This window comes from Prevotella ihumii, from assembly GCF_900155655.1.
Lineage (GTDB): Bacteria > Bacteroidota > Bacteroidia > Bacteroidales > Bacteroidaceae > Prevotella > Prevotella ihumii.
This window is the reverse complement of sequence record NZ_LT706987.1, coordinates 1,442,094-1,456,695: the sequence shown is the minus strand read 5'-3', so window position 1 is coordinate 1,456,695 and position 14,602 is coordinate 1,442,094. Positions and strand designations below refer to the sequence as shown.

Annotated in this window: 12 protein-coding genes; 3 read left to right on the top strand and 9 right to left on the bottom strand. The window is 40.3% G+C overall.

Features of this window, described 5'->3' with window-relative positions:
- The first annotated feature begins 490 nt into the window (after positions 1–490).
- Together CZ367_RS06750 and CZ367_RS06745 are read left to right on the top strand one after the other, a co-directional pair.
- On the top strand, positions 491–1,837 hold the full coding sequence (locus CZ367_RS06750) for a DUF6080 domain-containing protein (RefSeq protein ID WP_077196166.1): 1,347 nt from the start codon (positions 491–493) through the stop codon (positions 1,835–1,837).
- On the top strand, positions 1,834–3,270 hold the full coding sequence (locus CZ367_RS06745) for a DUF6080 domain-containing protein (protein WP_077196165.1): 1,437 nt from the start codon (positions 1,834–1,836) through the stop codon (positions 3,268–3,270). Before CZ367_RS06750 ends, CZ367_RS06745 begins: the two co-directional genes overlap by 4 nt.
- Before the next feature lie 332 nt (positions 3,271–3,602).
- On the opposite strand, the gene ispF is transcribed toward CZ367_RS06745, so the two are convergent.
- From ispF to rplM, 8 genes are all read right to left on the bottom strand, one after another.
- Positions 3,603–4,082, bottom strand: coding sequence for a 2-C-methyl-D-erythritol 2,4-cyclodiphosphate synthase (gene ispF / locus CZ367_RS06740; RefSeq protein WP_077196164.1), 480 nt, complete (start codon positions 4,080–4,082; stop codon positions 3,603–3,605).
- A 12-nt stretch (positions 4,083–4,094) separates the two neighbouring features.
- Positions 4,095–5,261, bottom strand: coding sequence for a type IX secretion system outer membrane channel protein PorV (gene porV / locus CZ367_RS06735; protein ID WP_077196163.1), 1,167 nt, complete (start codon positions 5,259–5,261; stop codon positions 4,095–4,097).
- 88 nt (positions 5,262–5,349) lie between these two features.
- Complete coding sequence (gene porU, locus CZ367_RS06730; RefSeq protein WP_077196162.1) at positions 5,350–8,901, bottom strand: type IX secretion system sortase PorU; 3,552 nt, start codon at positions 8,899–8,901, stop codon at positions 5,350–5,352.
- Between the two features lie 29 nt (positions 8,902–8,930).
- On the bottom strand, positions 8,931–9,548 hold the full coding sequence (locus tag CZ367_RS06725) for a fumarylacetoacetate hydrolase family protein (RefSeq protein WP_077196161.1): 618 nt from the start codon (positions 9,546–9,548) through the stop codon (positions 8,931–8,933).
- A 268-nt stretch (positions 9,549–9,816) separates the two neighbouring features.
- Positions 9,817–10,815 carry a translation elongation factor Ts gene (gene tsf / locus CZ367_RS06720; protein WP_077196160.1) on the bottom strand — a complete coding sequence of 333 codons (999 nt, stop codon included), beginning with the start codon at positions 10,813–10,815 and terminating at the stop codon, positions 9,817–9,819.
- Positions 10,816–10,935: 120 nt separating this feature from the next.
- Entirely contained in the window at positions 10,936–11,739 is an 804-nt protein-coding gene (gene rpsB / locus CZ367_RS06715; protein ID WP_077196159.1) for a 30S ribosomal protein S2, read from the bottom strand.
- Between the two features lie 147 nt (positions 11,740–11,886).
- On the bottom strand, positions 11,887–12,273 hold the full coding sequence (rpsI, locus tag CZ367_RS06710; protein ID WP_077196158.1) for a 30S ribosomal protein S9: 387 nt from the start codon (positions 12,271–12,273) through the stop codon (positions 11,887–11,889).
- A 12-nt stretch (positions 12,274–12,285) separates the two neighbouring features.
- A complete protein-coding gene (gene rplM / locus CZ367_RS06705; RefSeq protein WP_077196157.1) occupies positions 12,286–12,750 on the bottom strand; it encodes a 50S ribosomal protein L13 in 465 nt (154 codons plus the stop codon).
- Positions 12,751–13,848: 1,098 nt separating this feature from the next.
- Between rplM and CZ367_RS15380 the strand changes: the two genes are divergently transcribed.
- Positions 13,849–14,022 (top strand): hypothetical protein, encoded by a 174-nt coding sequence (locus CZ367_RS15380; protein ID WP_154669298.1) that lies wholly within the window; start codon positions 13,849–13,851, stop codon positions 14,020–14,022.
- Positions 14,023–14,038: 16 nt separating this feature from the next.
- On the opposite strand, the gene CZ367_RS06700 is transcribed toward CZ367_RS15380, so the two are convergent.
- Positions 14,039–14,356, bottom strand: a complete 318-nt coding sequence (locus tag CZ367_RS06700) for a DUF3467 domain-containing protein (protein ID WP_077196156.1) — start codon at positions 14,354–14,356, stop codon at positions 14,039–14,041.
- Positions 14,357–14,602: the final 246 nt, after the last annotated feature.

The window sequence follows — 14,602 nt, the reverse complement described above, 5'->3', positions numbered from 1 at the left end:
ATATAAAAGAGAATCAAAGTTTTTGTATAATCCCTGAGAATGGTTTACCTTTGCAGCCATGCCCAGGGTTGACTTCCGGGCTACGCCCTCCAGTCAACCCTGGGCAGTTATAAGAATGACTCTGTCAACAAATATCAGTGATAAGGATCAATAGTCAACTATAATCAGTTTTAATGTTTAACTGAGTCAACTTTATCAAGACTTAAGACAAGCAAGTAGTCAACCAAAATCAGGAAACTACATAGACTTCTTCGAGATTTGCGAGCTTATTTTGAGCTATTTTTGGTTGTTTTTGAAGACGTTTAGCGAGCTAAACAACTGAAAAAACAAACGAAAAGAGCCAAAATAAGGTGCAAAGACGAAGAAAAGCATAACAGCTAAACGCTTTAAAAAGCCTTTGCGGGCTAAGGACCGATTTGGGTTTAAGTCTATGCGCTGCAATTTGGTGGATAACTTTTAAATTGCTACCTTTGCACATCTTATACAAAGAATAGATATGTTGGGGTTATTTAGAATAAAGAAAGAAGAGCGACTGATAGCTTTCACGCTCTTATTGGTATTCGTTGCGCTCAATGCAATGCTTATCTATAGCCATTACGGAACCTACACGATGGGGGCGAAGGGTGGATATTGGACCATCTTTACCAATAACTTCCGTATGTCGGGCTATGACAATTGGTCGTGGATAACCCTATCTGGTATGCGTGTACACTTTGAAACGGTGCGCCATCCTTTGTTTTTGTCGTTGCTTTATCCGTTCTATCATCTTAATCATTTGCTGATAAAGTATGCCGACTTAAATGCTGCTGTATTCATAACAGCAATGTTTCAACTCTTTTCAGCCTTTTATTCGGTTGTGTTTATGTATCGCATAGGTCGTGAAGTGATAGGATTAGAACGCCGAGATGCGCATCTCATCACGCTTTTCCTTTTCTCTTTTGCTCATATTCTTTTACCAACAATGGTCCCCGACCATTTTGTTATCTCACTAATGTTTCTATTGATGACCCTCTATATCTGTGGTGTAAAGATGCGAAAGAACGAGCTTTTGAACCATTGGCAAGCCTTTTGGCTTATCTTTTTCACCGCAGGAATGGCAGCTTCTAATGCAGCAAAGACCCTTCTTGCAGGACTTTTTACCAACGGAAGACGATTTTTTACCCTAAAATATTTTCTTATAGGCTTTCTTTTACCTGCAGCATTGCTTGTTGGCATACAGCAATTGCAGTATTACACCATCGAAGTGCCACAGAAAGCAGATACAAAACGCATGGTAGAAAATAGGAAAAAGAAACAACCCAACTTCTTCAAAAAATATTCGGAAGATAGAGAGAAATGGCTGAAAAGTCATACAGGTGTAAAAACTGACGGCAACGCCTTTGAGAAACTTATCGACCTTAAGACCTCTCGACCCACAGCGTTGGTTGAAAATTTCTTTGGCGAGTCTATCCAATTGCACCAAGAATACTTGCTAAAAGACGTTTCGTGGGATCGTCCTGTTGTAGTAACTTACAGTTGGATAGCCAATTACATAGTTGAAGCCCTTATCCTTCTTTTGTTTCTTATGGGTATTGTTGTTGCCTCTAAGGAACGTTTTTTCCAAATGCTCCTTTTATGGTTTGCGTGCGACCTTACGCTCCACATCGTTTTAGGTTTTGGCATCAACGAGGTCTATATTATGACTGCGGGCTGGGCATTCATAATCCCTATAGCTTGTGGCTACCTCCTTTTGCGTTTAGCCCATCGCCCTCGCACCCTTCTTCGCTACACCCTTTCTGCACTTACTTGCGCCCTCTGGGTGTATAACGTTACTCAAATAGCCCTCTATTTATTATGAAATCAATCCTCAATTTTCTTCGTATTCATCGAGAAGAACGCCTTTCTGTAGGTCTATTCTTCCTACTCCAAGTCATTCTTAATGGACTTCTTATAGCCTATTATTTTAAGCCATTCACAGCCCTATCTAAAGATTACAGAAATCTTTTTGTCAAGACTTACTGCCTATCGGGCTACGACCCCCTTACCTATGTTGTTGTTTCAGATTGGAACCCTGCATACGAGGTAAACAGACATCCGCTCTTAGCCTTCTTTTATTACCCTGCCTACTTGCTCAATTATGGGTTGATACAGCTCTTTGGCATAAATTTTGCCCAATTCATCGTAGCCATTGTGCTTATCTTTAGTGCTGTATATGGCTTTGTGTTGATGCTCCGAATACTCCGAGAGCTGATAGGTTTACCACTCAAAGACGCAGCCCTCCTGTCGTTAATGCTCTATTCGTTTGCACACGTAATGATAGCAAGCGTTGCGCCCGACCACTTTATTCTCTCTCTCTTTGCCCTTCTCCTTACTATATATGTAGCAGGCAAGCAACTTAAAACCAAGGTAGAGATGAAGAAGTGGCAAGCCATATTGCTCTTTATCCTCACAGGAGGCATATCGCTCAACAATGGCTTGAAAGTTTTTATAGCCAATTTTTTCACACGTGGAAAACGTTTTTTCAACATTTGGAATCTTCTTTTTGTCGTTCTTATTCCCTCTGCCACAGTGTGGTACATTGGCGAATGGCAGTATAAAAACTATTCTGTAAAGCGTTACCAAGCGAAGCGCGAAATGCAAAATCGCTATGTAGCTTGGGAGAAAAAGCAGAAACTACAGACATTCCGTGATACAACTTCTATCAAAGATACCGCCTTACAAACCCAAGCCTTTGAACAGCAATGGCAGAAATACCGTAAAGATGTGCGCACAGCCCTCCACAAGAAACCAGCCTTTGCCCATACGGGAAAACCTGTTAGCGAGAAGCGTTTCTTAAAATGGACCGATATTTCCACACCGCGTTCTATCACGATTGTAGAAAATCTCTTTGGCGAATCCCTCCAATTGCACCAAAAACACCTCTTACAAGATGTGCTTACAAGTCGCCCTGTTATCGTAACTTACGATTGGGCGTTGAACTATATTGTAGAAGGCATCCTTGTTCTTTTCTTTATCGCAGGCGTTTGGTGTGCTCGTCGCAGCAAGCTGTTTTGGCTTGTAGCCTCGTTTGCGGCTATGGATATGTTGCTCCACATAGGATTAGGCTTTGGCATCAACGAGGTTTACATTATGACTTGCCATTGGGTTTACATCATTCCCATTGCGCTTGCCTTCCTTTTGCGCTCGCTCCATGGCAAATATCAGCAAGGATTGCGCCTTGTTTTAGCTGCGCTCACAGCCTTTCTCCTTATTTATAATATAAGTCTACTTATGCAATACCTTTACTTCTAAATAGATAAAAATCAATTGATTTGACTTAAGTCAAGAAAGATTATTATCTTTGGAAATATTTCAAAAAGTATTTGCACAATTCATCAAATCGTCTTACCTTTGCATCGTCAAAAGGTTAATAGATTGTTTAGGTTAGTAGTAATAGATTTAGGTTTTTAGTTATTTATTAAAGGTAAAAGGTTTAACAAATTGTTTTAGGATTAACAAAGGAGTCCGTGAGGTCTCCTCAAACAAGTTAAAAAGGTTAAACATAATAAAACGCTGAAGCTCGTTGAGAGTTTCAGCGTTTGTCGTTTCTATCTATTTTGCTTTACTGGACTAAAGAATAAAAACTATTTATCGGTTGAGATAAGACAAACGGCATAAGCTGCCATTCCTTCTTGTCGCCCTACAAAGCCCATCCGCTCGGAAGTGGTAGCTTTGATGCTTATGGCGTCAGGGTCGCAACCGATAACCTTAGACATACATTCTGCCATTGCAGGGATATGAGGATTAATCTTTGGTCGCTCAGCACATATCGTTGCGTCAATATTTACAAGATGGTAGCCTCGTGAAGCAATAAGTTCGATGGTTTTACGAAGTATTATCTTCGAGTCCATATCGAGGGTATCGTCAGATGTGTCGGGGAAGTGATAGCCTATGTCGCGCATATTGGCTGCACCAAGAATGGCATCGCAAATGGCGTGGATTAATACATCGGCATCACTGTGTCCGAGAAGTCCGTGTGGGTGGTCTATCTTTATGCCTCCCAACCATAAGGCTCTACCTTCCACAAGTTTGTGGACATCGTAGCCCATACCTACTCTTATCATACGCTAAAGTTATTATCGTCTATGGAATAAATCTTTGATACCATCCATATCGAATGATAGTGAGAAACGGAGGGTTTGGTCGAGTGGATTACTCTTAGCCGTTGCTATAACATAACCAGCATCGAGCGAGAATACATTCATTTTAAAGCCAGCACCCACTGTAAAGTACTTTCGATTACCCTTGTTTTGGCTTTCGTTGTGATAACCTGCACGGAGGGCAAACTTGTCGTTGTAGACATATTCAGCACCAACGCTCCACTGTATCTCCTCTAACTCTTCTTTAGCTCCATTTGGTGCATCACCGAAGCTCTTGAAGATACCTGAGATAGACGAAATATCGTAATAGTCTTTTTGTAAACGGTCGTTATAATCGTTTTCAGACTCATCGGCATTACGCTTTGGATAGGTTGGAACAAGGAGTTTGTTAGCATCAGCAGAGATGGTAAAGCGGTTGAACTCGTCAACAGGTATCATCAATGATGCGCCTAAACGAAGGTTGGTAGGGATAAACTCTGAACGGTTGTCGCCACCAAAAGTAATTTTTGAACCAATGTTAGATACATTCAAACCTAAGCCTAACTGACATTCACGACTTCCAAGATTGATGTAATTTTGGTAATAAGCAGAGATATCGGCTGCAAAAGCTGACCCTGGAGCCGTTTCTTCATCGAATTTATAAGTAAGGTCAGAATAAATCCAACGCACAGCAGCACCAAGTGAGAAGTTTTCGCTCAACATCAAAGAGTAAGCTACATCTAACGAAAGTTCGTAAGGCTTGATGGTTAAAGCATCGTTGCCTTCGGCTTGAACTTCACCCAAAGAGAAATAACGCAATGAACTTGATACTGCGCTGTAGTCTCCAATGCGGTAATATCCTACAAGATTTGCTAATGCCATATCGTTGACCAATTGGCGCAACCAAGGTGTATAATTGAGCGATACACCTGCACGAGAGATAGTAAAAGGATATTTAGCTGGGTTCCAATACTGTGAATTGACATCAGGATCGGTAGCTACACCCACGTCACCCATACCTCCAGCACGAGCATCAGGGGCAATCATTTGTGAAGTTACAGCGTGGTTTACTGGATTGAAAATATCTTTTTTATCCTGCGCTGATGCAGTAAGAGTTGCAAGTGAAAGTGCAAAAGCACCAAATATTTTAAAAGATTTATTCATCTTAATGTGTTGTTTTCTGTTTATGTATCTTGTCTGAATAGACGATATATAATTGCGTAATATCTTTTGTTTAAACGGGCAAGTGGGCTTATTTATTGTTTATAATAATGAGTTTCTTTGCTTTTGACTCTCTTTCAGCATTGCCACAACATAGGCGCACTCGGTAGAGATACACACCCGTTTGGAGCTTTGCACCATTATCAAGTCGTAAATCCCAGTCCATTGTAAGCGAGTTGCCAACAGATGTTGCGCTTTGCTTACGTGACCAAAGTATTCTGCCTGAGGTATCGAATACTTCTACCGTTACATCAACATTAGCATTAATGTAGTTGTGGGTTACAATAAATGCGGTTTCGGTTGATGCTGGGTTCTTTGTACAACTTATGCTCTCAATATCAGGAGCTGAACTCTTGACAACATTGAAGTCTAAGACTGCTGTTGAGGAGTTGTTAAGAATGTCCCATACACGGAACTTCAATTGGTGACGACCTTCAGGAAGTTCGGGTATGCTGTAATAGGTTTTACCCTTTGTATAGCTACCAAACTCAAAGGTGAAGTTATCATTCAGATTGTATGTGCGTGCCATTTCACCATCAATAGTCAATTGGAGGTCGTGCCCTACTCCATTTCCTGTAGCATTGATACCATCTTGATCGGTTACTTCCGCAACAAAATAAGGAGTTGGATTAACATTTCCTCCATTTACAAACGATGGAGTATTGAGATAGCAATAGATAGAAGGTCCTATCGAATCGTTGCTTACCTGTTCTGAGCCATTGATATAAAATCGTCCTTCCGAGCCATTCGCCATCAAAGAACGATCGTTATTCATCGCATAGACATTTATAAGTCCAGCTCCATCAGCATAGTTTAAATCACGAGGAACGGCAAAAGTAAATTTAAACTCTCCATTGCGCACACTGTCAGAGCCGTTGTATAGTACCTTTTGACGATCGGTATAAAGGAATGCTCCTCCATCAGTACTTTCTTGCTGCTTACAAGTTATCAATTCTTCCGTATCACGTACGGTTGCAGTCATTAAGCCGTTAAAATCAGAAGCTTTCTCGTTACCACGTACCACGTGCCCTTTCACCTTTGCAATAGCTCCACCTTTAAGAACTATCTTTTCACTTCCATTAATAGCCATACCATTAATAGAGTCTATTTGAATAGACAATTGAGGCAAATTCAACTTCAAGGCTGGGTCGCCTAACAAAGAGTATTGCAACTTATTTCGGGTTCTGTCGCTTCCTACATTTATCATATCGCATTTTGCTAAGCGTTGTGCTTCGCCTAACGTGGTAGGCTTTCCGTCCTTCATACTCAACACGTGAGTCAAGAAAGCTGTATTGATAAATTTGTTAAAATGCGCATATACGGTACGGGTAGTGCCCCAAAAGGCAACAGCTCCACCCTTTTTATTCAACATAGCTTCTTCACCAATAGTTGCTATCGTTCCATCAAATGGCATAATATCACAACTTGCAGTAATCCAAAGTGGAAGATTTGCATTCGTAAAGTTTGTAAAGTCTGTGATACGGAGTACTGCCTCGTGAGAGATTTGTATTTCAGAGCCGTGCCCAGCATAATCCATAATCAACGCACCCTGTGCTTGCTGTTGCTTAATGATGTTTGTAACTTCAGGATATCTATGCCCTGTTGACGAACTTACACGCGTATATGCGTCCCACATCACTTTCTTAATATGGTAAGCTGGGTATTGTTTGCTTATGGTTTCTGCAGTTTCGTCGACATCGCGCATATGCAGGTTTCCATTACCATCATCGCCCATAAACATAATTACATTTTCCCAATTGCCAGCGTTCTTGTTCAGAGCATAATTAATAGTTTTGTCAACTACAGTCTTTGCATCTTCGACTAACACAACGGGGAAACGTCCAACACCTACATCTTCCTTATCTTTTTTAAGGATGTCAGCACCTTCGCCATCATCTAACAAAGTAAACCAACCATCGTTTACATAACAATTGGTAAGGCTGAAAGAGTTATCGCTTTCAAATGCTAACAGATAATCATCAGGGGTGAACTGCTTACATTCTGCAGTCAACATTCTATTGTCCCACACGCAATCGCCAAATAATAAGAGCGACTTAGGCATATCTGCATCTGTTGTAGCTCTGTCATACAGCATTTTTAGATAATGTCTATACGCCGAAGCACTTGGGGTTCCACTCGAAAACTCATTATAAAGTTCATCAGCAGGCACAATCTTCACACGTAGTCCATCGTGTTCTTCGTGAAATTTAGCTAATCTCTGTGCTTGTTTCAATAGTTTTTGACTTGTTGGGATAATAATTACCATATCCACAGCAACGTCTGCGTGATGGTCTTGATTGGTGATATTATGCACGTATTCAGGAACTGAGAATTTTCCTGAGTTCAAATCTGGTGCAGGCTTAGGTTTATTATAATTCATTGCTATATAGTCCAATCTAACAGGACCACCGCTCGTTGTGCGTATTGTTATTGAGTCGGTTGTCTGAAGATTATTCAAAGGGTACACCTGTTCAGTCAACCCTCCAAAATCAAATTCAGAACTTGTACGTTTAACAGACATAACTCCCACCGAACGACCATTCACTTTAATTTCAACAGTTGAATTATATTTACCAGTAGAAACACCAATTCCCATAACACCAGCTGTAGACTTCGAAGCATTAGGAATAGTGTAAGTATGCGACTTTCCTAAAGCAATTGGCGTATCTTCAAATAGTTTATTACCTCCTGGGAACCAAGCGAAATTGTCTATTTCGTGCAATTCGTGATAATCATCTGCTAAAGGATAAACACTTTTCAAGAACTTTTCATTATCTATCAACTTAGGTTCGCCCTCAGTAAGGAAATAATATCCATATTGCGAATAAGGGTTTCTTACTCGTTTAGGCGTAACAATATTTTCCCAATAAACAGGTCCTTTGCCATAGAATAATCGTTTACCGTTAACAACAGTACTCTCTACTTCTTTCAAATCATCGTACTGTTTTAACTTTTCAGCTCTCAATATCGTACCTTGCAAATGTCCTCCATAACCATAAATCTTTACTTTATTCACATCGCTAAAGCCAGCTTGTTTAATCAAAGCAGGAGTTATTTCGTAAATACCATTCTTAGCCACACGTATTTTAGCCCACTTTCCTTGAGCCAATACTGAATGAGCAGCATAACGTTCTGCCACATCAGCAGCTGCACGAGTTGCTGCGACACGATCTTTACGACTATTGTTAATGGGCTTAGAAGTGAGTGCAATCATAAAACTCACTAAGAATTGTTTCTTTCCACCACGTTCGACAATAGGAACAAGCGAAAATTCTAATGCTCCACGCTTGCGTTCTACCACCACTTGTTGCGTAATAACAGGTAGTGCAGGAAGTTTTGCTGTCGACAAAGCGTTGTATCGAGCAATATCGGTACGGCTCATATCCATAAACTCAGGGTAGCGTATTTCCAATTCGTATGTAGAGTCGGCATAATGCTCACCTATTGGAATAGAATATCGAAACTCTGGCAATACAGAGTCTATCTTAATGTCTTCAACCGTAAGATTGAAGAAACGTTGCTTTTGTGCAGAAGCTGTTATGCCTACAAAAAGCAAAAATAGTGCTAATAACTTATGGTTCATACGCTTGGTAAGTCTATGTTATAAATTCATCATTTGCAGTTGAAGTCTAATACCTTTCTATCTTCAACATATCCTTCTAAGTGATCGTTGATTGCTACAGGTCCACAACCCATAGGACAGCCTGTATAAATGATGTCGCCTGTTTTGAGTGTAAAGTATTTGCTGATATAACTTACGATTTCGTCTACCTTATACAACATATCGCTCGTACAACCTTCTTGCACTGTTTTCCCATTTATATCAAGATGGAAATGTATACGCTGAATGTCCAAAAACTTATCTTTCTCCACCCATTCGCCCAAGACAGCAGCTCCGTCAAAGCTCTTTGAGAGTTCCCAAGGCCTGCCTTGTTCCCTTAGTTTTTGCTGCAACTCACGTGCCGTAAAGTCTATTCCCACCGTTACTGCATCGTAATATCTGTGTGCAAAACGTTCAGAAATCGTCTTTCCTAATCTACAAATTCTTACCACAAGTTCCGTCTCATATTCTATTCGTCCCAAATCGTCAGGGATAAAAAACGGCTTATGGTCTTTCAACAAAGCCGAGTCAGCTTTCAGAAAAATCACAGGTTCATCTGTTTTATGTAACGTTCCGTGTAGCGATTTATTGTGTGCGGAATAGTTCATTCCAACTGCGAATATCTTCATCTTTGATTTTTTTTGAATTAACTATTATATATATAAGGTGTAAATCTTACCACAAAATATATAAAAGATATATGCCTCAATAACAATGAAGCTTATTAATTCAAGCCCCAACAAGTTAAACGCACCATCTTAGATTTGCAAAGATACAATATTCAAAAAGCGATTGCAAACTTTTGATTAGAATTTAATAAAAAAAAGAAATCACGAGACAAATTGCTCGTGATTTCTTTATATTTCGATATTATCGAATTTATCGACAATAAAAAATTTATTCAGCAGCGAGTGTGAAACGCTTGTAGTCTACAACCTCAAGCTCTTTGTCTTGAGACTTCAACCAATCAGCAACATTAATCTTTTCGCCGTCAGCAAACTGGAACTCTTGGTCAACGAGACAGTTGTCCTTGAAGAACTTGTTAAGACGACCCTTGGCAATGTTTTCAATCATTGTTTCGTTCAAAGAAGCAGCCTTTTCAGCACTTACAGTCTTCTTGATTTCGATAGCCTTGTCAGCATCTTCGCGTGTCAACCAACCCTTGTTGATGTTTGACTCGATGTGTTCATCGCTGTCAACGAGGTTTGCATTGATACCTGCCTTCTTGATAGCGGCAACAACAGCCTTTTCTACCTGCTCTTCCTTAGTCTTTTGAACAGCAACCTTGTACTCTTCGTCCTTAACTTCCTGTGGAACAGCAGCCTCGTTCAAAGCAACAGGCTTCATAGCAGCAACCTGCATAGCTACCTTGTGTGCAGCCTCTTCGTTGTTCTTGTTGAGCTGAACGATAGTAGCCAAAGTGTGCTTGCCCATGTGGTCGTAAACAGAGAGGTTTTCGCCTTCGATGAAGTTGTAACCATCGATTTCCATTTTCTCACCTGTGATACCTGAACGCTGCTTAACAGTGTTTTCAGCATCGTCACCACTTGCCAACTTCAAAGCCTTAACTTCTTCTACAGTCTTAGCCTTAGCAGCAACAGCAGCATCAAGGATTTCTTGTGTCATAGCGATGAAGTCCTGACCATTAGCAACGAAGTCAGTTTCACACTTTACAGCTACCATAGCAGCAAAGCCTTCAGCAGCCTTTACGAGCACACAACCATTTGATGTTTCGCGGTCTGAACGCTTAGCAGCGATAGCCAAACCACGCTCACGGAGCAATTCTTTTGCCTTATCGAAATCGCCTTCAGCTTCGTTAAGAGCGTTCTTTACGTCTGCAAGACCTGCGCCGGTCATAGCACGGAGCTTCTTTATATCTTCAATAGATACAGCCATTTTCTTATTCCTTTCGATTTATTTTTAATAATGAGGGCATTGATGAGCGTTATTGGTTACGTTATTATTCCAACCAAGAGCGTTCACCAATGCCCAAATAATATATTCTTACTTTCTTAATTATTCAGCAGCTGGTGCTTCCTCTTCTTTGGCTTCCTTACGAGCAGCGCGCTTTGGTTTTGCTTCAGCAGCTTCTTCAGCTTGTTCAGCAGCAGCCTTTTCGTCAGCCTTTTCAGCCTTACGCTCTTCAAGACCTTCAGCAATAGCACCACAGCAAGCAGCAAGGATTGCCTCTACAGAGTCTTTAGCATCGTCGTTTGCAGGGATAACGTAATCGATGTTCTTTGGGTCAGAGTTTGTATCTACGATACCGAATACAGGGATACCCAAACGATTAGCTTCCTTAACAGCGATGTGCTCCTTCATTACGTCGATAACGAAGAGTGCAGATGGCAAACGTGTAAGGTCAGCAATAGAACCGAGGTTCTTTTCGAGCTTAGCACGTTGGCGAGAAATCTGAAGAATTTCGCGCTTAGAGAGGTTAGAGAATGTACCATCGTTCATCAACTTGTCGATGTTCGTCATTTTCTTAACAGCCTTACGGATTGTAGGGAAGTTGGTAAGCATACCACCAGCCCAACGCTCGTTAACGTATGGCATATTAACCGATGCAGCCTTTTCAGCAACAACGTCCTTAGATTGTTTTTTAGTAGCGACGAACAAAATCTTTTTACCGCTCTTAGCGATACCCTTGAGTACTTCAGCAGCTTCGTCAATCTTAGCTACTGTCTTGTGAAGGTCGATGATGTGAATACCATTACGTTCCATATAGATATATGGCTTCATAGCTGGATTCCACTTACGATGGAGGTGGCCAAAGTGGCAACCTGCCTGCAATAATTGGTCAAAACTTGTTCTTGACATCTTTTTTGTTTTTTGTTTGTTTACTTTCTTTTTAATTCTTTCTTCGACGGATGAAGCTCCGTCAGGCTCAGTTAGAATCAATCAGTGGGTAGTCCCCGATTTGGAATCTCACCGATTTAGATACTAAACTCAAGCGCAATATAAAAATTAACGCTTGCTGAACTGGAAGTGAGCACGTGCCTTTGGCTGACCTGGCTTCTTACGTTCAACAGCACGGCTGTCGCGTGTAAGGAATCCGTGATCCTTCAAATTCTTCTTGTCTTCAGGGTTAATCTCAACGAGTGCACGAGCAATAGCAAGGCGGAGAGCCTGGCTCTGACCTGTAAAACCACCGCCATTGAGGTTTACCTTAATATCGTACTGACCTTCTACACCGAGCAACTGCAATGGCTGTTTAACCACATACTGCAAAATTGCTGATGGGAAAAATTCAGTAATGTCTTTCTTGTTGATTGTAATCTTGCCTGTACCTTCTGAAAGGTAGATACGAGCTACTGCGCTCTTACGGCGTCCAATTGTATTAATTACTTCCATCTTTCACCTTACTTATTTATACTGGTTAATATCAATAGCCTTTGGCTTCTGTGCTTCAAGTCCCTTAAGGTCTGCACCTTCGATAACATAGAGGTTATCCAAGATGTGACGGCCGAGAGGACCCTTTGGCAACATACCCTTAACAGCGTGGCGCACCATCTTGTCTACACCGTTCTTCTTTGTACGAAGCTGTGCAGGAGTATTGAAGCGCTGACCGCCTGGATAGCCAGTATAACGGGTGTAAACCTTGTCAGTTTCTTTCTTACCTGTGAAAACCACCTTGTCAGCATTAATAATGATTACGTTGTCACCACAATCAACATGTGGAGTAAATGTTGGCTTGTACTTACCACGAAGCAACTTAGCAACTTTAGAGCAGAGGCGACCAACTACTTGGTCGGTAGCATCAACTACTACCCACTCTTTCTTGGCTGTTTCCCTATTAAGGGAAATAGTCTTGTAACTTAAAGTGTTCATTCTTAAAATTAAATTTTACTACTAAAAAACGTTTTTATTCATTGTGCTTGTGCTTTCTCTAACGATGCAGTTCGGCCAAAAACCACACTATTAACACAGCGCACTGTGAGGGCTCTAAGAACACCCTCGAAATAATCGGTCTGCAAAATTACTCATTTTTTATTAGGAAAGCAGTGCTTAGAAAGCTTAATAATAAAGTTTTAAACATTATTAACTATACTGTAAAATCTTTTCTTCTCTCCTTTTATATATAACTACTCCTTATACACATTTCTGTTTAACTTAAAATTCGTTCCTTCTATTAAAAAGTTAGAGCAGTTAAAGGGAATTATACCCAAATGCTTGTGAGGGTAACGTAGGGGCGCGATTTATCAAGTGATGGACGGAACTCGAGAGCGTACTGATGAGCTTGCGAATAAATCGAGCCCCTATACGCCCCTTGCGCACATTAAATTCTTGCTTCAAAAGGAGCTTTCTTTTAGCAATGTTGTTGTTAAACAGAGATGTGTATAAAGAGTAGCTTAATATAAGGGGAAATAATTCTCCTCACTTTTAGTCCACACCGAATACTTATACCCGTTAGCAGAATTATTTTTATTTTTTAGCTACTATACCCATTATTACTTTATTCGGTGGATAGCGAATTTGCCACTTATCTTTTTCTGTTTTTCGTCTTAACTTCGGGTAAGTGTTAAATACATTGGTCATAATTCTCGTATATGCGATGAAAAGAAGCCTGATACACAAAAGTGGCATAAATACGTGTGCAATTGTAAACTATTGATTGATAATGAGTAATGAGTAAACAAGAAAAAGTGTGCAAGAATATACTGCTTAGATTACGGAAATATAGAATGAATAAAAGAAGAATGTGAACAAGAAAAGTGCTATTAAGTGGTATTTCAGAAGGTAAAAGTTGAACTTTAGCTTTGCCAAACATCAATGTTTAGGTGGTAAAACATATATGTTTGGCATTGTCAAAGTTGAACTTTGGCTTTCCACAACATCAACAAAGGAGATTTAGAATATATAACAGGAAATATCAAACAATCCTATTTGGGGAATTAAAATGTTAAATCAACATAACAGCAAAACCCATTGGGAGAATTAAACCCAAATCTGTCGTTAGCCCAGTCGGACCAGTCGGACTTGTCGGACCAGTCGGACTTGTCTGACACGTCCGACTGGTCTGACTGGTCTGACTGGGCTAACGACAGATTTGGGTTAAAAAGAGAGAATGAGTACAAAAACTTCATTCTCTCTTTAGTATAATGTTGACCTCAAAGGGTTAAGCATCGTTCCTCACAGGACCAAATGGGGTAGCTGTACGAGGCTCTTGGTTTGGAATAGTGATTTTGCCAAACTCTTGTTCGTAACGTACTACATTCTCTTGCAATGCGGCTAAGAGACGTTTTGCGTGTTCAGGAGCCATAATGACACGGCTTGCTACTTGTGCTTTTTGCAAACCTGGCAACATTGTGATAAAGTCGAGCACAAACTCTGTGTTAGAGTGTGAGATTATCTGAAAGTTTGTATAAACACCTTTTGCTACTTCTGGACTCAAGTCGATTTGTATCTGTGGTCCTTGCTGATTGTTATTTTCCATATTGTTTGAAATTTTAATAGTTTGTTTTTACATACCACAAAGATAATATTTTAAAATCAATATACCAAAAAACTACCATAAAGATGTAAAAAAACTTTTTGTTATATGGCTGGTTCTATAAATTAGACTTGTTAGATTTTGAGCTTATTTTTGAGGTCAAAATGTAAGTTCGTCCAGTCGTGTAGCTCGCTACACTCCTTCACTCTCTTGCATTTTGACCTCAAAAATAAGCTCAAAATCTAACAA

What these genes read in the sequence shown, in the direction of transcription:
- rpsB (WP_077196159.1), bottom strand. Translation starts at nt 11,739, where the DNA reads ATGTCAAGAACAAGTTTTGACCAATTATTGCAGGCAGGTTGCCACTTT.
- tsf (WP_077196160.1), bottom strand. Translation starts at nt 10,815, where the DNA reads ATGGCTGTATCTATTGAAGATATAAAGAAGCTCCGTGCTATGACCGGC.
- CZ367_RS06745 (WP_077196165.1), top strand. Translation starts at nt 1,834, where the DNA reads ATGAAATCAATCCTCAATTTTCTTCGTATTCATCGAGAAGAACGCCTT.
- porU (WP_077196162.1), bottom strand. Translation starts at nt 8,901, where the DNA reads ATGAACCATAAGTTATTAGCACTATTTTTGCTTTTTGTAGGCATAACA.
- rpsI (WP_077196158.1), bottom strand. Translation starts at nt 12,273, where the DNA reads ATGGAAGTAATTAATACAATTGGACGCCGTAAGAGCGCAGTAGCTCGT.
- porV (WP_077196163.1), bottom strand. Translation starts at nt 5,261, where the DNA reads ATGAATAAATCTTTTAAAATATTTGGTGCTTTTGCACTTTCACTTGCA.
- rplM (WP_077196157.1), bottom strand. Translation starts at nt 12,750, where the DNA reads ATGAACACTTTAAGTTACAAGACTATTTCCCTTAATAGGGAAACAGCC.
- CZ367_RS06725 (WP_077196161.1), bottom strand. Translation starts at nt 9,548, where the DNA reads ATGAAGATATTCGCAGTTGGAATGAACTATTCCGCACACAATAAATCG.
- ispF (WP_077196164.1), bottom strand. Translation starts at nt 4,082, where the DNA reads ATGATAAGAGTAGGTATGGGCTACGATGTCCACAAACTTGTGGAAGGT.
- CZ367_RS06700 (WP_077196156.1), bottom strand. Translation starts at nt 14,356, where the DNA reads ATGGAAAATAACAATCAGCAAGGACCACAGATACAAATCGACTTGAGT.